This is a genomic window from Serratia sp. 2880STDY5682894, from assembly GCF_001537385.1.
Taxonomy (GTDB): domain Bacteria; phylum Pseudomonadota; class Gammaproteobacteria; order Enterobacterales; family Enterobacteriaceae; genus Serratia; species Serratia nevei.
In genome coordinates, this window is sequence record NZ_FCJA01000015.1 from 20,324 (window position 1) to 38,492 (window position 18,169).

Consider the following 18,169-nt stretch of genomic DNA (forward strand, 5'->3'; position numbering starts at 1 on the left):
TCATCAGAAGTGGGTGTTGATGCTCATGTAGTAGGTACGGCCCGGTTCGTTGTAGGTGGCCGCGCCCGCGCCGGCGATGTTGATCGCGCCGGTAATCGGGTCGCCCACGTTCTGCGCGTTACCGGCGCGGAACTGGCGTTTGTCGAACAGGTTGTCGATGCCGGCGGTGACGCTGACGTTTTTGGTCAGGTCATAGGTCGCGCTGGCGCCGACGACGGCATAAGGGCTGACCTCGCGGGTTTCGCCGCCGGTGGCCGGTTTACCCTGGTAGTTGTACTTCTTCGGCTTCTGACGGCCGTACCAGGTCAGGGTGGACTGCATCGACAGATCCTGCGTAGCCTGCCAGCTGAGGGTCGAGTTGACGGTGAACTTCGGGATCACCGACAGGTAATCGCCGGTGGTCTTGTTCTTGTTCTCGATCATGTAGGTGGCGTTGTTGCTCCAGGTGACGGTCTCGCTGACCGGCACGTTCAACGAGCCTTCCAGCCCCTGCACCACCGCTTTCGGTACGTTCTCCCACTGGTAGACCGCCGTGCCGGTGCTGCTGGTGGCGATGCGCGAGTTACCCGCTTCAATTTTGTTGTGGTAATCGTTGCGGAAGTAGGTCACGCCGGCCAGCCAGCCTTCGTTATGGAACTCCAGCCCGATCTCTTTGTTGACGCTGGTTTCCGCCTTCAGATCGTCGTTACCGAGCAGGTAGCAGCCGTTTCTGACATCGCTGCCCGCACACCCTTGACCTTTGCTGTACAGCAGGTAGTTGCCGTTGGTCTGGTACAGGGTCGGTGCCTTGTAAGAACGGGCGATGCCCATTTTCAGCGTGAAGTAGTCGCCCAGTTCCTGCGACAGGTTCAGCGCCGGGCTCCAGTTGTTGCCGGATTCTGAATGCAGATCGTAACGTAGACCCGGTGTCAGCATGGTGGTGTCGGTCAGCTCAATGTTGTCTTCGGCGAACAGCGAGAAGATATGCGCGGAAGCGTAAGGGCTGCGCGTGCCGTTGCCCATGCCGGGAATAGTGCCGCCCATCAGCGTTTGGCTGGTGGAGGTGCCGTCTTTCATCCGCTGTTGGGTCCACTCGGTACCCAGGGTGGCGGTCTGTGAAACGCCCAGCTCAAACGGCACGCTGACTTCGCTGTGCGCCAGGAAGTCGTCCAGCTTGGTGGTGCCGAAACCGGTATTTTTGGTGTCGAAGATGCCTTCGGTGCCGCCGGCCAGGCCTTCGTTCAGGCGGGTATTGCGGGTGCGCTCGAACTGCACGTAGTTGTTGGTGCTCACGCCGTTGTCCCAGGCGCCGCGGTGGGTCAGGCCGAAGGTTTCACGGTAGATGCGGTTAGTCTCTTTGCCGTAGTTGCTCTGCACCAGGGCATTGGTATTGGTGTTCTGGGTATCGCCGGAATACAGGTTGCCCTGACGGCCGTAGGCATACTCGAATTCCAATGACTGCAGATGGGCGAAGTCCCAATGCAGCAGGGCGTCGATGTTTTTATCGACCACCCCTTCGCGCCCGGCGGGCAGGCTGTTGGCGTAGGCGCCTACGCGTTCGGATTTATGCGATTCGTTAATGTCCCAGGCGTCGGCCTGCGTTTTGCTGTAGCCGCCGAACAGGCGGAAGCTCAGGGAATCGCTCAGCGGGCCGGACAGACTGAAGTCGGTGCGCTTGGTGGCGCCCTCCTGCTTGTGCTGCGGCACGTTGAAGTAGCCGTTCAGCGAGCCGTGCAGCGCATCGCCGGCCTTCTTGGTGATGATGTTGACCACGCCGCCCGCGGCGCCGTTGCCGTAGCGCGCGGCGGCCGGGCCGCGCAGCACTTCGATGCGTTCGATCATTTCCGGCGGCACCCAGGCGGTATCGCCGCGCGAGTCGCGCTCGCCGCGCCAGCCCTGACGCACCGAGTTGCGGCTGGAGGCCGGTTTGCCGTCGATCAGAATCAGGGTGTTTTCCGGGCCCATGCCGCGGATATCGATCTGGCGATTGTTGCCGCGCTGGCCGCTGGTGGAGTTGCCGGTCAGGTTAACCCCTGGCATGGTGCGGATCAGTTCGCTGATGTCGCGCGCCGGCGGGCGTTTTTTGATCTCTTCGGCGGTGATGGTGGACACCCCCGGCGCCTGCAGGTTCTGCCGGGCGGCGGTCACGACGATGGTGTCTTCGCCGCGCGGCTTTTTATCCGTGGTGCCGCTGTTTTCTTCCGTGGTGGTGGTGTCGGTCTGCTGCGCGGCGTTGGCGAACGCGGACGCGCCCAATCCCAAGCCGATAAGAGTGGCTAAAGAATAACGTGATAGCTTGCTTTTCATCTGAGTGTCCTACCTTGCTGCCATCCCTCGCCGAACGGGGGGAAGGGCGGTTGTAGTTTTTGTGTAGTCGGAAATAGAAAATCGGCTGCGGCAAGGGATGCCATTGATGTATCCCCGATCCCTGTCCGTTGCGCGCAATACCAGCACGATCTCCAAGCCTTACACACTATTGCAAATGCAAATTATTATCAATAGTATTTGGCGTACAGTGCGTTCGGGCGGTGGCCGGCGATAGGGAAAAGTCGATGTTCCCGGTGCCGCCAACTACAAAATGGGTAGGCGTTGTGAATACAGAACTACAGTCAGAAAGCAGCAGATTATTGGCCAGCAGCAATGCGGGCAGTCCAGGGTGGTGGTTGACGGTGGCACGACGCGGTACGCCATGGGTAGAACCGGCGGGTAACGGCCGTTGGCGAACCACCTTTTTCTGGCGCGATCCTCAGGGATGCGAATTGACCTCCGCCTACCGTCGCGTGTGGATCAACATCAACTGCCTGACCGACCATCATCAGCCGAATCCGCCGCAAAGCCTGCAGCGTTTGGCCGGCACCGACGTGTGGTACTGGCAGACCGAGCTGAGCGGCGCCTGGCGCGGCAGCTACTGCTTTATCCCCTGCTTTGACGAGCGGCCGCCGGCGTTCAGCGGCGACGATGCGCACACCAACATGCACAACCTGCGCCACTGGTGGCACCAGGTGTTCGCCAGCGCCACCCCCGATCTGCTCAACCCGTATCGCTCCTGGCAAAGCGCCAGCGGCCACAGCGTCTCCGGCCTGCACATGCCGGATGCGCCGCCGCAGCCGGTATGGCGCTCGTTCGACGAGTACGAGATCGCCAGCGGGCGCTGTACGCCACCGCTGCCGGCGCGTTTGCAGCGCCATACCTGGCAAAGCGAGCGCCTGGGCAACAGCCGCGACGTCTGGATCTACACCACCGGTGACAGCAAGCCGGCCGAGCGTCCGTTGGCTATTCTGCTCGACGGCCAGTTCTGGGCAAAGCAGATGCCGGTTTGGGAGCCGCTGATGCAGCTGACCCGTGAAGGGGCATTGCCGGAAGCGGTGTATGTGCTGATCGACATTATCGATCTGCCGCACCGGTCGCGCGAACTGACCTGCAAGGACGATTTCTGGCTGGCGGTGCAGGAAGAACTGATGCCGCAGCTGGCCGACTGGGCGCCGCACAGCGACAAACCGGCCGATACGGTGGTGGCGGGGCAAAGCTTTGGCGGCCTGGCTTCCCTGTATGCCGGCCTGCGCTGGCCGCAGCGCTTCGGCGCGGTGATCACTCAGTCTGGTTCCTACTGGTGGCCGCGGCGCGACATGCTGCAGTTGCCGAGCATTCCCGACGATGCCTGCTGGCTGATGCAGCAGGTGGAACGACACGGCCTGGGCAACCACGGCGCGCTGAAGGTATTTATGGAAGCCGGTTCGCAGGAAAAGCTGGTGCACCGGGTCAGCGGCGAAATGGCGGCGCGCCTGAGCGACGCCGGCCATCGGGTGCACTACCGGGTGGTGGAGGGCGGGCACGACGCGCTGTGCTGGCGCAGCGGCCTGACCGACGGGCTGCAGGCGGTCTGGGCTTCCGCTTTCGCCACCGCTTATCCGGCATCGGCGACGGCAACGGCTCGAGGAACACATGATGGAAAGCCTGAATCCGTTCGATGATCAACAGCAGCGCAGCCTGGTGCTGCGCAACGTACAACAACAATACAGTTTGTGGCCGGATTTCCGCGCCATTCCGTCCGAGTGGACGATCGTCTTCGGCCCGGCGGCGCGCACTGCGTGCGCCGAATGGCTGGAACAGCATTGGCAAGACATTCTGCCGGTCGCAGCACGCGAGGCGTGACCGGCGCCAGGTAATCACGGGAGCAATAAGCAGTGTCACACACCCCTAACTCTCTCAGCGGCCCGGCGCTTGCGGGCGAATGGCCGCTGGTCGCGGCGCAACCCGGCATCTGGGTCGCCGATCAAATTTCCCCGCATCGCAATGCCTACGCGGTGGCCCACGCCATCGAACTCAACGGCCCCATTGCCGTAGAGCCTCTGCTGCAGGCCATTACCCAGGGCCTGGGCGAGGTGGATATGCTGCGCCTGCGTTTTGCGGAACGCGACGGCGTGCCGGTGCAATGGCTGGACGACGCGCTGGCGGTGCACGAGCCGGAACTCGTCGATCTGACGACGTCGCCGGACCCCGAAGCCGCCGCGCGCGCGCTGATGGATATCGATCTGGCGAGCGATCTGCGCGCCGGCAGCGGCGCGCCGCTGTATCGCCATGTGGTGATGCGCCTCGCGGATGACCGCTGGTTCTGGTATCAGCGCTATCACCATCTGCTGGTGGACGGTTTCAGCTTCACCGCCATCGCTCGCCGCGTGGCGGCGATTTACACCCATCTTTGCCGCGGCGACGCGCTGGAACCGACGCCTTTCACGGCGTTCAGCGACGTGGTGGCGGAATACCAGGCTTACCGGGAGGCGCCGGCCTGGCAGCGCGACGCCGATTTCTGGCTCGAAAAAGCGCGGCAGCTGCCGCCGCCGGCGACCCTTTGCCCGCAGCCGCTGGCCGGGCAAACCCCCACGCCGCGCATCCACCGGCTGGAACAGCGCTGCGATCCGCAGGCCTTCGCCGAACTGGTGCAGTGCGGCGCGCAGCAGAAGCTGAACGCCGCCGATATGGCGGTGGCGCTGGTGGCGCTGTGGGTATCGCGCCTGAGTGGCCAACCGAGCTTCAGCGCCGGTTTTATCTTCATGCGCCGTACCGGATCGGCCGCCCTGTGCGCCGCCGGCCCGGTGATCAACGTGCTGCCGATGGAGATGCACCTCGAGCCGCAGGCCACGCTGTATGAGGCCGCCGCCCGCATCAGCCGCGAGCTGAAAACGGTGCGCCGCCATCAGCGCTACGACGCCGAACAGGTGCAGCGCGATCTGGGGCGCATCGGCGACGGCGAACCGCTGTACGGCACGGTCTTCAACTTCAAAATGTTCGATTACCAGCTGGACTTCGCCGGTATCGAAGGCATCACCCACGATCTGGCCTCCGGGCCGGTGCGCGATCTGGAGATTGCGCTGTTTATCGACGAGCACCATCACCTGAAGGTGGAACTGCTGGCCAACGCCGAGCGATACAGCCGCCAGGAACTGCAGGCGCACCTGCAGCGGCTGCCGCTGCTGCTGGCGCAGTTCGCCGCGCAGGCAACGTTGCCGATCGGCGAAGCCGATATGCTGACCGCCGACGATCACGCGCTGCTGGCGCGGGTCAACGACACGACGCACCCGGTACCGGCGACCACGCTGAGCCAGCTGCTGGCGCAGCAGGCGCAAACCACGCCAGACGCGCCGGCGCTGGCGGATGCGCATTTCAGCTTTACCTACCGCGAAACGCGCGAGCAGGTCACGGCGCTGGCGCGCGAGCTGGTGGCGCAGGGCGTGCGGCCGGGCGACATCGTGGCAGTGGCGTTGCCGCGTTCGGTGTTCCTGTCGCTGGCGTTGATGGCGATCGTGGAAGCGGGCGCCGCCTATCTGCCGCTGGACACCGGTTATCCGGACGAACGGCTGGCGATGATGCTGGAAGACGCCGCGCCGCGGCTGGTCATCACCAACCCGGCGCAGCAGGCGCGTTTCGCCGACAAGGGCGAAATCTTGCTGTATGACGCGCCACTGGCGGCCGATCACGCCGCCGGGGTGGCGATCGCGGGCCCGACGCCGGACCATGCGGCCTATATCATCTTTACCTCCGGCTCCACCGGGCGTCCGAAAGGCGTGCTGGTCGGCCATCAGGCGATCGTCAACCGCCTGCTGTGGATGCAACACCAGTACCCGCTGGGGGCGAACGACGCGGTGCTGCAGAAAACGCCGTGCAGTTTCGACGTCTCGGTGTGGGAATTCTTCTGGCCGCTGATGGTGGGCGCCCGGCTGGTGATGGCGCCACCGGAGGCGCATCGCGACCCGCAGCAGCTGCAACAGCTGATCGCACAACATCGCATTACCACGCTGCACTTCGTGCCGTCGATGCTGGCGGCTTTCGTGGCCGCCCTGGACGACGACGCGGCAGTGGCGAGCTGCGCCGCGCTGCGCCAGGTGTTCTGCAGCGGCGAAGCGCTGCCGGCGGAGCTGTGCCGCCTGTGGCAAAGCCGCACGGCGGTGCCGTTGCACAACCTCTACGGCCCGACCGAAGCGGCGGTGGACGTGACCTGGCATCCGGCTTACGGCGACGCTCTGGCGAAAGTGACCGGCGCCAACGTGCCGATCGGTCTGCCGGTATGGAACACCGGGCTGCGTATTCTTGACGCGCGCCTGCGGCCGGTGCCGCCGGGCGTGGCGGGCGATCTGTATCTGACCGGCGTGCAGCTGGCGCACGGCTACCTTGGCCGGCCGGATCTGACCGCCAGCCGCTTTGTCGCCGATCCGTTCGGCGAGGGCGGGCGCATGTACCGCACCGGCGACGTGGCGCGCTGGCTGCCGGACGGCACGGTGGAATATTTGGGCCGCAGCGACGACCAGCTGAAGATCCGCGGGCAGCGTATCGAGCTGAGCGAAATCGACCACGCCTTGCTGTCGCTGCCGGGCGTGCGCCAGGCGGTGACGCACGCGCTGGTGCTGCAGGGCACGCCGGTGGACGCCGGCGGCGATGCGCGCCAGCTGGTGGGTTATCTGGTGATGCAGCCCGGCGCGAACTGGGATGCGGAAGCCCTGCGTGCGGCGCTGGCCGACCGTCTGCCACCGCACATGGTGCCGGTGGCGCTGGTGGAAATGAGTGATTTGCCGCTGAGCGCCAACGGCAAGCTGGATCGCAAGGCCTTGCCGCAGCCGCAGGGCGGTGAGCGCAAGGCAGGACGGCCGCCGCAGGCCGGGCTGGAAAGCGAGATCGCGGCGGTGTTCGCCCGTTTGCTGCAGCGCGAGCAGGTGTTCGCCGACGACGATTTCTTCGCGCTCGGCGGCCATTCGCTGCTGGCGATGCGTCTGGCGGCGGAGCTGCGCCGCGATCTGGGCAAGGCGGTGTCCGTCGGCCAGGTGATGGTGGCGTCGCGCGTTGAGCAGCTGGCCGCCTTGCTGGCGGAAGATCGCACGCAGGAAGAGGCCGATCGCAGCGGCTTCGACAGCGTATTGCCGCTGCGCGTCACCGAGGGGCCGACGCTGTTCTGTCTGCACCCGGCGTCCGGTTTCTCCTGGCAGTTCAGCGTATTGCCGCGCTATCTCGATCAGCACTGGTCGCTGGTCGGTATCCAGTCGCCGCGGCCGGACGGCCCGCTGGCGCTGAGCGAAGATATGGATCAGGTGGTGGATGCCCACCTGCAGACGGTGTTGCAGGTACAGCCGCACGGGCCGTACCACTTCATCGGCTACTCGCTGGGCGGCACGCTGGCGCAGGGCATCGCCGCCCGGCTGCAGGCGCGCGGCGAGCAGGTGGCGTTCCTCGGCCTGCTGGATACCTATCCGCCGGAGACCCAAAACTGGGACGTGATGCTGGACGACAACGTGTTGAAGGAAGTGCAGCGCGAGCGCGAGCAGTTCCTGGCGGTGTCGCAGGATACGCTCGATCCGGCGCTGGGCGAGACGCGCACGGCGATGTTCGACAACATCGAAGCCAACTACGCCGATTCGGTGCGGTTGCTGTCGCACACGCGCACCGCCCGCTTCCGCGGCCAGGCGACGCTGTTCGTCGCCAAACGCACGTTGCAGGAAGGGATGGACGTGCAGCAGACCTGGTCGCAGTACGTCGATGCGCTGCAGGCGCACGAGCTGGACTGCGCGCATGTCGATATCGTTTCGCCGGCGTCGTTCAAAGTGCTGGGGCCGCTGCTGAACCGGATCTTGCGCACGCTGTAATCGCGCCCGTCATCTCGCCGCCAGGCACGGGGATTACCCCGCGTGTGGCGGCGTTTCTTGCGGTTGCTCACAGTTGAATATCAATGAGTTTTATTATCATTATTGATTTCGCCATCTGTGCTAGCATAGCGCCCCGCAACTGCAGAATCCCCGTTTAAAGATGTGGTGAACAACCGATGAGTAGCAAACCCTCCATCCTGCTTGATTTTAGCCTGCTGAAAACCAACCGGGCTTTCCGCGCGGTATTCTGCGCGCGCTTTATCTCCATTGTGGCGCTGGGGCTGATGGCGATCGCCATCCCGGTGCAGATCCAGGCGCTGACCGGTTCCACCCTGCAGGTCGGGCTGGCGGTGACGCTGGCCGGCGGCGGCATGTTCGCCGGGCTGCTGATGGGAGGCGTATTGGCCGATCGCTATGAGCGGCGCCGGCTGATCCTGTTCGCGCGTTCCACCTGCGGCGTCGGCTTCGTCGGCCTGTGCCTCAACGCCCTATTGCCGTCGCCTTCGCTGGCGGCCATTTATCTGCTGGCGGTGTGGGACGGCTTCTTCGGCGCGGTGGGGGTGACGGCGCTGCTGGCGGCCACGCCGGCGCTGGTGGGCCGCGAAAACATCGTGCAGGCAGGCGCCATCAGCATGCTGACGGTGCGCTTCGGCTCGATTCTTTCCCCGGCGATTGGCGGCCTGGTGATTGCCCATATGGGCATTGCCTGGAACTACGGCCTGGCGGCGTTTGGCACCCTGTTGACGCTGCTGCCGCTGCTGAGCCTGCCGCAGCTGATACCGCCGCCGCAGCCGCGTGAACACCCGCTGCGCGCGTTGGCGGGCGGCTTCGCCTTCCTGTTCCAGAACAAGGTGATCGGCATGGTGGCGCTGATCGGCGCGCTGCTGACCATGGCCAGCGCGGTGCGCGTGCTGTACCCGGCGATGGCGGAGAGCTGGCACATCGACGCTGCCCACCTCGGCTATATGTACGCCGCCGTGCCGCTCGGCGCGGCCATCGGTGCGTTCACCAGCGGGCGCGTGGCGCACGTGGCGCGCCCCGGCTGGGTGATGCTGCTGACGGCGATCGCGGCGTTCGCCGCCATTGGCCTGTTCGGCCTGATGCCGTGGTACAGCCTGGCGTTGCTGTGCCTGGTGGCGTTCGGCTACCTGAGCGCGCTGAACTCGCTGCTGCAATACGGCCTGATCCAGAGCCTGACGCCGGACAACTTCCTCGGCCGCATCAACGGCCTGTGGACGGCGCAGAACGTGGTGGGCGATGCGCTGGGCGCATTATTGCTGGGGGCGATGGGCGCCTTCATGCTGCCGGCGATGAGCGCCAGCGGTTTCGGCTTCGGCGCGGCGGTGCTCGGCATCCTGTTGCTGTTCGCCATGACCGGTTTGCGCCAGGTCACGCTGCACAAACCGGAGCCGCAGCCCGCCACAGAAAAGTAGTCGAACGCGTTAAGACAACGCTGTGGGATCAAATAGCAATGCTTATCATCGGCATGCGTAAAACCCACAGCGTTTATGTCATGATTTCGAAATGAAAGAAGTGCTTACGTTTATTGACATAGCAAATATCGGCGAGTAATTTAGCGCGGAATTAACTCAAATGATAATCATTATTATATTGGTTATCACTTCAAATCCTTGAGGGCGAAGCGATGGATACTGCCGTGAACGACATCAATCGAAAGGAAATGCAGGAGCGCGAAGAACACCGGTTCGCCGCTGATTTTTCTCCGGCGTCGGGCTTCTTCTTTACCTCTCCTTTCCGCAGCTTGACCACCACCGGTTGTTTCAGCCGCATTCGCCTGCCGGCCGCAGACGGCGCCGACCTGAACGGCGAGTTCCAGCGCAGCGTGCGGCAGGCGTTTGCCGAGGCCCGTCAGGCCGGCATCAAAAAGCCGCTGCTGTGCGGCGCCATCCCGTTCGATACCCGGCAGCCTTCGGCGCTGTTTATTCCGCAGCAGAGCCGCTGGTTCGATCGCGCCGCCTTTATGGCCGGCGTTCGGCCCGCGGCGAACGGCCCTGAACTGGCCGGCGTGACGGAGCTGCCGCCGCAGCAGCCGTTTATGAAGATGGTCAGCGACGCCGTCGACGCGATGAAGGCCGGCGAACTGGATAAAGTGGTGCTGTCGCGCCTGCTGGAGATCGAAACGCGCCAGCCGGTGGATCGCCATGCGCTGATGGCGCGCGTGATTGCCCAGAACCCGCACGGTTTCCATTTCCATGTGCCGCTGGAGCAGGGCGCGCTGTTGGGCGCCAGCCCGGAGCTGCTGCTGCGCCAGGACGGCGGCCGTTTCTATTCCAATCCGCTGGCCGGTTCCGCCCGGCGCGAGGCCGATCCGCAGCGCGATCGCGAAGTGGGAGAGCGGCTGATGGCCTCGGCGAAGGATCGCCACGAGCATCGCATCGTCACCGAAAGCATGCGTGACGTGCTGGCCGGCCGCTGCCGTTACCTGAACGTGCCGCACACCCCTGAATTGTTGACCACCACGACGCTGTGGCATCTCTCTACGCCGATCGACGGCGAGGCGGCGTCTCCAGACGAAAATGCCCTGTCGCTGGCCTGCCTGCTGCACCCGACGCCGGCGCTGTGCGGCATGCCGACGGCCGAGGCGCACGCCCTGATCGGCAAGCTGGAGCCGTTCGATCGCGGCCTGTTCGGCGGCATCGTCGGCTGGTGCGACGACGAAGGCAACGGCGAGTGGGTAGTGACTATCCGCTGTGGCACCGTTGACGGCAACCGGGTGCGGCTGTTCGCCGGCGCCGGCATCGTGGAAGACTCTTCACCCGAATCTGAATGGCATGAAACAGGCACCAAACTCAGCACCATTCTGCGTGCCTTTGGTATGAATCAAGGATAACGACAAGATGAGCATTGCCTTTACCCCCTGGCCGGCGGAGTTCGCCAGCCGCTATCGCGAACGCGGCTACTGGACTGACAAGCCGCTGACCGAGATCCTCGATCGCCAGGCCAACAACGACGCCCCGGCGATTATCGACGCCCAGGGCAGCCTGACCTACCGCGAGCTGCAGCAGCGCGCCGATCGCCTGGCGGCCGCTCTGCTGCGCCGCGGCGTGAAATCCGGCGACACCGCGTTGGTCCAGCTGGGCAACGTGGCGGAGTTTTATATCGTGTTCTTCGCGCTGCTGAAAATTGGCGTGGCGCCGGTCAACGCGCTGTTCAGCCATCAGCGCAGCGAGCTGAACGCCTATGCCGAGCAGATCAAACCGGCGCTGCTGATCGCCGATCGCCAGCACGGGCTGTTTGCCGACGATCAATTCCTGAACGCCTTCCGCGATGCGCATCCTTCGCTGCGGGTTGTGGCGCTGCGCAGCCAGCCCGAGGGTGAACTGGCGCTAGCCGCCTGGCTGGACGAAGCGAGCGACGGTTTCGTCGCGCAGCCTTCCGCGGCCGATCAGGTGGCGTTCTTCCAGCTTTCCGGCGGCAGCACCGGTACGCCGAAGCTGATCCCGCGCACCCACAATGATTACTACTACAGCATTCGCCGCAGCGTGGAGATCTGCCGTTTCGACGCGCAGACCCGCTATCTGTGCGCGCTGCCGGTGGCGCACAACTACCCGATGAGTTCGCCGGGCGTGCTGGGCGTGTTTTATGGCGCCGGGCTGGTGGTGTTCGCCGCCGATCCGGACGCCGGGCAGTGCTTCCGCCTGATCGAACAGCACCAAATCAACGTGACGGCGCTGGTACCGCCGGCGGTCACGCTGTGGCTGCAGGCGATCGAAGAGTGGGGCGGCAATGCCCAGCTCGCCAGCCTGAAACTGCTGCAGGTGGGCGGCGCCAAGCTGGGCGAAACGCTGGCGGCACGCATTCAGAACGAAATCGGCTGCCAACTGCAGCAGGTGTTCGGCATGGCGGAAGGGCTGGTGAACTACACCCGGCTGGACGACGACGAACGCCACATCCTGACGACGCAAGGGCGGCCGATGTCGCCGGACGACGAAGTATGGGTGGCGGATGACGACGGCAATCCGTTGCCGGCGGGCGAGGTCGGGCGGTTGATGACGCGCGGGCCTTATACCTTCCGCGGTTACTACCAGAGCCCGGCGCACAACGCCGACGCCTTCGATGCCGACGGTTTCTACTGCTCCGGCGATCTGATCAGCATCAGCGAAGACGGCTACATCACCGTGCAGGGGCGGCAGAAAGACCAGATCAACCGCGGCGGGGAAAAGATCGCCGCCGAGGAGATCGAGAACCTGCTGCTGCGTCATCCGGACGTGATCAACGCCGCGCTGGTGTCGATGCCGGACGCGCTGATGGGGGAGAAGAGCTGCGCCTATATCATCGCCAACGCGCCGCTGAAGCCGGTGGTGCTGCGTCGCCACCTGCGCGAGCAGGGCGTGGCGGACTTCAAACTGCCGGATCGCTTTATTCAGGTGGACAGCCTGCCGCTGACCCCGGTCGGCAAAGTGGACAAAAAACGGCTGCGCCAGCAGCTCGACGCGCAACTACAGACTCAGGCTCAGGGAGATTAATCGATGGCCATTCCAAAACTTAATGACTACGCGCTGCCGACGGCGGACGAACTGCCGCAAAATAAAGTCACCTGGCAGGTAGAACCGCAGCGCGCCGCGCTGCTGATCCACGATATGCAGCAGTATTTCCTCAATTTCTGGGGCGAAGACAGCGCGCTGATTAAACAGGTGGTGGAGAACATCGCCAACCTGCGCCGCTACTGCAAACAGCAGGGCATTCCGGTGTTCTATACCGCGCAGCCGAACCAGCAGAGCGATGAAGATCGCGCGCTGTTGAACGACATGTGGGGGCCGGGCCTGAACAAACACCCTGAGCAGCAGGCGGTGACCGCCGCGCTGGCGCCGGACGAAGACGACACGGTGCTGGTGAAATGGCGCTACAGCGCCTTCCACCGCTCGCCGCTGCAGGAGATCCTGCAGGATTCCGGCCGCGATCAGCTGATCATCTGTGGCGTGTATGCGCACATCGGCTGCCTGACCACCGCCATCGACGCCTTCATGCGCAATATCCAGCCGTTCATGGTGGCCGATGGCCTGGCGGACTTCTCGCGCGACGAACACCTGATGGCGCTGCGTTACACCGCCGGCCGATGCGGCCGGGTGGTGACCACCGCGTCTCTGTTGCCGGCTGCCGGTATCGCCAGCATCGATGCGCTGCGTCAGCAGATCCTGCCGCTGCTTGATGAGGACAGCGAAGACATGGGCAACGATGAGAACCTGATCGATTACGGCCTGGATTCGGTGCGCATCATGGAGCTGGCGACCCGTTGGCGCAAGATCCGCGGCGACATCGACTTTATCGCGCTGGCGCGCAACCCGACCATCGATAGCTGGTGGGCGCTGCTTTCCGAAGAGAAAGTCTGATTTTAATAACGATAATGCGGCGGCCGTCTGGTTTGACATAAAACGCCGCTCTTTTGAGCCATATCCAAAATAATTGCAGTTGCATCAAGGCGGCAAGAACGTGAGTTCCCAGGAGCTTACTCCGGTAAGTGACTGGGGCGAGCGAGCGCAGCCAACGCCGATGTAGCTGCAAGTATGAAGGATATAAGGAGATTACGATGAATACTTTGATAACCAAGGGAAAACGTGCGGCATTTCCGCTGATGCTGCTGTCCACGCTGTTGTTCTCTAACTCGTTGCTGGCGCAGACCGCGCCGGAAGTGCTGCGCAAGCCGGTTGGCAAGGGCGCCTATGAAATGGCCTACAGCCCGAGCGAGAACGCGCTCTACCTGGCGACGTCGCAGAGCCGTAAGCTGGACAAGGGCGGCATCGTTTACCGTCTGGATCCGACCACGCTGGACGTGACCCAAATTATCCATAACGACATCAAACCGTTCGGCGCCGCCGTCAACGCCAAGACCGGCACGCTGTTCTTCGGCAACACCGTCAATAACTCGGTGACCGCCATCGACGCCAAGACCGGCGACGTGAAAGGCCGCCTGGTGCTGGACGCGCGCAAGCGTTCCGAGACCGTCAAGCCGCTGGCGCCGCGCGAACTGGTGGCGGATGCCGACAGCGATACCCTGTACATCACCGGGCTGGGTGAATCCAGCGTGGTGTGGGTGGTGGACGGCAAGGATCTGACCCTGCGCGCCACCGTGACAGACACCGGCAAATACGGCACCGGCCTGGCGCTGGACGCCGCCGCCAAGCGCCTGTACGTCACCAACGCCGACGGCGAGCTGGTGACCATCGACACCCAATCCAACAAGGTGCTGTCGCGCAAGAAGCTGGATGAGTCCAAAGAGCACTTCTTCCTGAACATCAGTCTGGATACCGCTACCCATCGTGCGTTCATCACCGATTCCAAGCAGCCGCAGGTGCTGGTGGTGGATACCCGCAACGGCAACATCCTGAGCAAGATCGATGTGCCGGAATCGCTGGCGGTGCTGTTCAACCCGGCGCGCAATGAAGTTTACGTCACCCATCGCCAGGCGGGCGAAGTGAGCGTAATCGACGCCAAGAGCTACAAGGTGCTGAACACCATCAAGACGCCGACCCATCCGAACAGCCTGGCGCTGTCGCCGGACGGCCAGACGCTGTACGTCAGCGTCAAGCAGGCTTCCAGCCGCGAGAAAGAAGCCACCGCGCCGGACGACGTGATCCGCGTAGCGCTGAAATAATCCCGCTCAGGGTAAGCGCACACCGAACAGGCGAAGCGGCGACGCTCCGCCTGTTTTTTTTCGCCCCAGGATCTGCGGTATAAAGTGTGCATTGATCCGTTAACCCGAAGGAACGTTGGTTATGCCCGCCTCGCGCACCCCGCTGTTGTTGTCCATTATCACCCTGCTGCTGCTGGCCGCGCTGATCCACAGCGGCATCCGCCCTTACGATCGCACCACCTGGCTGATGGAGGTGGCGCCGGTATTGATCGCCTTGCCGCTGCTGTGGCTGACCCATCGCCGTTATCCGCTGACGCCGCTGCTCTATACGCTGATTTTCTTCCATGCGCTGATCCTGATTTTCGGCGGCATGTACAGTTACGCCCGCGTGCCGCTGGGGTTTGAGGTGCAGCAGTGGCTGGATCTTGGCCGCAACCCGTACGACAAACTGGGGCATTTTTTCCAGGGGCTGGTGCCGGCGCTGGTGGCGCGCGAGATCCTGCTGCGCGGCGGCTATGTGCAGGGGCGCAAGATGCTGGGCTTTGTGGTTTGCTGCATCGCGCTGGCCATCAGCGCCGTTTACGAGCTGATCGAGTGGTGGGCGGCGCTGGCGCTGGGCCAGGGTGCCGACGAGTTTCTCGGCACCCAGGGCGATCCGTGGGATACCCAGTCCGACATGTTCTGCGCGCTGCTCGGGGCGCTATGCGGTTTGCTGCTGTTCGCCGGCTGGCAAGACCGGCAAATTCGCCGCCTGCGCTGAGTATTTTCCGACGTTGATCAGGCCCGCCTTATGGCGGGTTTTTTTATTTATGCTCAGTTTGTTAATCCACTTTATGCGTGCATTGAATTAGAAAAAGGCTGCAAAATTCACTCTGTGAATTGTATGGCGTGATTGAATATGTATTTGTTTTTATTGTATTTTATTCTTTTTGTTAAGAATTTTCTTATCATTTGCGCTATGCTAATATTGCCACGTTTGATAGGGGCTAATGGGCGTTAACCAGTTTATCGCGCAGGGAATTATGAGATATATAATTAATAATAATATTAAATATCATGAAGATAGATCGGAGCTGATCTCGCTGCATGACGACATTCCGCCGATTGTGCTGACGGCCACGCTGAACCGCCTGCTTTCCGCCCTGGTGCGCAACAATAATCTGGTGCTTTCCCGCGAAACGCTGCTGATGCAGGTGTGGGAGGCGCATGGCCAGGTCGCTTCCGGCAACAACCTCAACAACACCATCTCGATTCTGCGCAAAGCGTTCTCTTCGCTCGGCGAGGAAGAGATCATCGTCACCCTGCCGCGGCAGGGGTTTATGTTTACCGCTCGCGAGCTGAAGACGGCGGACAGTTTGGCAACAGCGTTGCCGACAAGCGAAGAACAGCCTGCCCCGGCCCCAGTGGCATCATCTTCCGCTGTGCCGGGGCGGTGGAACAGATTGAAAGTTCTCGCATTGAGTGTGCTGTTGATCGTGGCGATGATTGGGAGCATTTGGGCCTGGCAAGATTCCGGCTATCCGGCAATTAGCACCACCACGGTGGGGAAAATTGGCCAGTGTGAGGTGAAATTTATCACTTCCTACCACAAGGTCGGCCCTAATCAGGTGGATTTAGCGCATCTGCAACAGATGTTGGATCAAAAAAATCATATCAAATGCAGTGAGCCGGCGACCATCTTCTATTACGACACCCCGTCAATAACGCCAAACACGACAGGGCAGGTCAGAGCCTCTTATTTCTATTATTGTCCGTCGGGAAAAATGGCGACGGGCGAAGTGCAATGCGAGAACTTCTATGAAAGCACGGGGCTGTAGTTTTTTCCGTACCTATTGCTACGGCCTGTTGGCCGCTCTGGCGTTGGTTTGCTGCGGTGTCTCCGTCTACCTGCTGTTTTTAAAGCCTCAGGTGCCGGAATGCCGGGCGGTGTTGTGGATGAGCAACCAGCAGGGCGACAAGACGCTGCGGCGCGCTCTGCTGATCAGCGTGCTGCCCGACGGCGCGCGGCGCGCGGTGGTGCGAATCAACGGCAGTTTGTTTGATAACGAGGTGAGGTATAACATCGATCGGGCGCTTGAGCTGGATTATCGCCGGCAGGGGGGCAACTATATATTCAATGTGGTCAGTAATACCCGGATGCCGCAAGACACGCTGAAATCCCCTGAGTTAAATCTGCGCCTGCCGCTGGAAGGGCGGCGATATCATCTGCACATTGAACAGGTGGATAAGCACCACTTTCTTTTCGTGAACAACTACGGGCCGATGTTCGTCTGCGCCACGGCATCTGGCGGATAGCCCCCGGTGACACCGGGGGCCGTTTATCTGCGGACCCTGGGGATAAATGGCAAAAGTATTAAGGCTGTTTATTGTCGATATAATTGTTGATGCACGGGCTGTTACCCGAACGCGGGCAAAACGTGAGCCACTGTTCAGTGTTCTCGGTACCTTCATTGCGAATGTTGTCGTAGTAATAGACATCCGCTCGTTTTTGGCAGCTGAACCCGGCGCGCCGTATCACCTGCTTAATATAATCCACATTGCCGCTGCCCAGCCTCATACTGTATATCTGGCAATTCTCATAGCTGCCTAATGGGTAGACGTTGATACGCGTGCTGTTTTGGTAAAGGATAACGATCGCAAAAGGCACCAGGCAGGCGGCGGCGATCATCAGCAGACGTTGTAATAAGCGGCGAAGATTGACGGCCGTATTATTTGACGATGCAACCGTCGCTGATTCTGCAATATTACTCTCTTTATTATCAGTCTCTTTCTCTCCATCAGTTCTATGAATACTCAACGCGCTAAATTTAAACCCCTGTCGAGGATAGGTAACGATAATTTCTTCTATGCCGAACTGTGCCAGCGATTTACGTAAGCCGGACACATAATTATTCAGGTTATTACTTGAAGCTTTTAGCCCATGCTCGACCCAAACATCATTAATCAGCCGCTCACGTAGCAGAAGCTGATGATTATTTCTGATGAATAACGATAGCAGTCGGCTGGTCGGTTTAAGTAAAGCTACTTTATTGTTGGCATTATCAATATGCGCCAGCGTACCTTCTTCCTCATTGTAGAGGATACTGTTGTTGATGATAAAAATCATTTTTATAACCTGCAACTTTCCTGTCGAGAGATTATTCTGAGACTTGAAAGGGCTTTTTTCAATCCTTCGCAATGCTTGTAAATCGGATTTTTCTCTATATCGCTATTAATGAGGTATTTAGTCTGTTACTTGCTAAGTTTTTAAAAATAAATATCGATAATTAAAAGGTATTTATCAGTATTAAAATCTATTTGTATCCTATATTTTTTATAAAAATCCTGTGTTTTTGTATTTTAACGACATAACATTTTATTTTTTGGTTTTGCGGTGTAACTTTGTTCCCACTGATACGGAGCGCAAAAACGCGGCGTATTAGCCACGTAAATCATGCTCGCGAATATATCTGGAGCATTGATTACGTGA

The 18,169-nt window shown here is 61.5% G+C and carries 13 protein-coding genes; 11 read left to right on the forward strand and 2 right to left on the reverse strand.

Annotation, left to right across the window (positions count from 1 at the left end; genetic code table 11):
* Positions 1-3: 3 nt before the first annotated feature.
* Positions 4-2,286 carry a TonB-dependent siderophore receptor gene (locus AWX27_RS23070; protein WP_060425198.1) on the reverse strand — a complete coding sequence of 761 codons (2,283 nt, stop codon included), beginning with the start codon at positions 2,284-2,286 and terminating at the stop codon, positions 4-6.
* Between the two features lie 284 nt (positions 2,287-2,570).
* Between AWX27_RS23070 and fes the strand changes: the two genes are divergently transcribed.
* The 11 genes from fes (at position 2,571) to AWX27_RS23125 (ending at position 16,995) form a co-directional block, all read left to right on the forward strand.
* Positions 2,571-3,950, forward strand: a complete 1,380-nt coding sequence (gene fes, locus AWX27_RS23075) for an enterochelin esterase (protein ID WP_195892974.1) — start codon at positions 2,571-2,573, stop codon at positions 3,948-3,950.
* On the forward strand, positions 3,925-4,131 hold the full coding sequence (locus AWX27_RS23080) for an MbtH family protein (protein WP_048325765.1): 207 nt from the start codon (positions 3,925-3,927) through the stop codon (positions 4,129-4,131). The genes fes and AWX27_RS23080 overlap by 26 nt, the downstream gene beginning before the upstream one ends.
* 32 nt (positions 4,132-4,163) lie before the next feature.
* Positions 4,164-8,108: an enterobactin synthase subunit F gene (locus AWX27_RS23085; RefSeq protein WP_060425200.1), complete on the forward strand. Its 3,945-nt coding sequence runs from the start codon at positions 4,164-4,166 to the stop codon at positions 8,106-8,108.
* A gap of 176 nt (positions 8,109-8,284) precedes the next feature.
* Positions 8,285-9,541, forward strand: coding sequence for an enterobactin transporter EntS (gene entS, locus AWX27_RS23090; protein WP_060425202.1), 1,257 nt, complete (start codon positions 8,285-8,287; stop codon positions 9,539-9,541).
* Between the two features lie 212 nt (positions 9,542-9,753).
* Positions 9,754-10,959 carry an isochorismate synthase gene (locus tag AWX27_RS23095; RefSeq protein ID WP_060425204.1) on the forward strand — a complete coding sequence of 402 codons (1,206 nt, stop codon included), beginning with the start codon at positions 9,754-9,756 and terminating at the stop codon, positions 10,957-10,959.
* Between the two features lie 7 nt (positions 10,960-10,966).
* Positions 10,967-12,595, forward strand: coding sequence for a (2,3-dihydroxybenzoyl)adenylate synthase (locus AWX27_RS23100; RefSeq protein WP_060425206.1), 1,629 nt, complete (start codon positions 10,967-10,969; stop codon positions 12,593-12,595).
* A gap of 3 nt (positions 12,596-12,598) precedes the next feature.
* On the forward strand, positions 12,599-13,459 hold the full coding sequence (locus AWX27_RS23105; RefSeq protein ID WP_060425208.1) for an isochorismatase: 861 nt from the start codon (positions 12,599-12,601) through the stop codon (positions 13,457-13,459).
* A gap of 197 nt (positions 13,460-13,656) precedes the next feature.
* Positions 13,657-14,721 (forward strand): 7-bladed beta-propeller protein YncE, encoded by a 1,065-nt coding sequence (locus AWX27_RS23110; protein ID WP_060425210.1) that lies wholly within the window; start codon positions 13,657-13,659, stop codon positions 14,719-14,721.
* A gap of 121 nt (positions 14,722-14,842) precedes the next feature.
* On the forward strand, positions 14,843-15,460 hold the full coding sequence (locus AWX27_RS23115; protein WP_060425212.1) for a DUF2238 domain-containing protein: 618 nt from the start codon (positions 14,843-14,845) through the stop codon (positions 15,458-15,460).
* 229 nt (positions 15,461-15,689) lie between these two features.
* Positions 15,690-16,517: a transcriptional regulator gene (locus AWX27_RS23120; RefSeq protein WP_230200998.1), complete on the forward strand. Its 828-nt coding sequence runs from the start codon at positions 15,690-15,692 to the stop codon at positions 16,515-16,517.
* On the forward strand, positions 16,498-16,995 hold the full coding sequence (locus AWX27_RS23125) for a hypothetical protein (protein WP_060425214.1): 498 nt from the start codon (positions 16,498-16,500) through the stop codon (positions 16,993-16,995). The genes AWX27_RS23120 and AWX27_RS23125 overlap by 20 nt, the downstream gene beginning before the upstream one ends.
* Before the next feature lie 58 nt (positions 16,996-17,053).
* On the opposite strand, the gene AWX27_RS23130 is transcribed toward AWX27_RS23125, so the two are convergent.
* Positions 17,054-17,806: a winged helix-turn-helix domain-containing protein gene (locus AWX27_RS23130; RefSeq protein WP_060425217.1), complete on the reverse strand. Its 753-nt coding sequence runs from the start codon at positions 17,804-17,806 to the stop codon at positions 17,054-17,056.
* Between the last annotated feature and the right edge of the window lie 363 nt (positions 17,807-18,169).

Coding starts and splice junctions, on each gene's coding strand:
- AWX27_RS23070 (WP_060425198.1), bottom strand. CDS start 2,286: ATGAAAAGCAAGCTATCACGTTATTCTTTAGCCACTCTTATCGGCTTG.
- AWX27_RS23080 (WP_048325765.1), top strand. CDS start 3,925: ATGGAAAGCCTGAATCCGTTCGATGATCAACAGCAGCGCAGCCTGGTG.
- entS (WP_060425202.1), top strand. CDS start 8,285: ATGAGTAGCAAACCCTCCATCCTGCTTGATTTTAGCCTGCTGAAAACC.
- AWX27_RS23095 (WP_060425204.1), top strand. CDS start 9,754: ATGGATACTGCCGTGAACGACATCAATCGAAAGGAAATGCAGGAGCGC.
- AWX27_RS23100 (WP_060425206.1), top strand. CDS start 10,967: ATGAGCATTGCCTTTACCCCCTGGCCGGCGGAGTTCGCCAGCCGCTAT.
- AWX27_RS23105 (WP_060425208.1), top strand. CDS start 12,599: ATGGCCATTCCAAAACTTAATGACTACGCGCTGCCGACGGCGGACGAA.
- AWX27_RS23110 (WP_060425210.1), top strand. CDS start 13,657: ATGAATACTTTGATAACCAAGGGAAAACGTGCGGCATTTCCGCTGATG.
- AWX27_RS23115 (WP_060425212.1), top strand. CDS start 14,843: ATGCCCGCCTCGCGCACCCCGCTGTTGTTGTCCATTATCACCCTGCTG.
- AWX27_RS23120 (WP_230200998.1), top strand. CDS start 15,690: ATGGGCGTTAACCAGTTTATCGCGCAGGGAATTATGAGATATATAATT.
- AWX27_RS23125 (WP_060425214.1), top strand. CDS start 16,498: ATGAAAGCACGGGGCTGTAGTTTTTTCCGTACCTATTGCTACGGCCTG.
- AWX27_RS23130 (WP_060425217.1), bottom strand. CDS start 17,806: ATGATTTTTATCATCAACAACAGTATCCTCTACAATGAGGAAGAAGGT.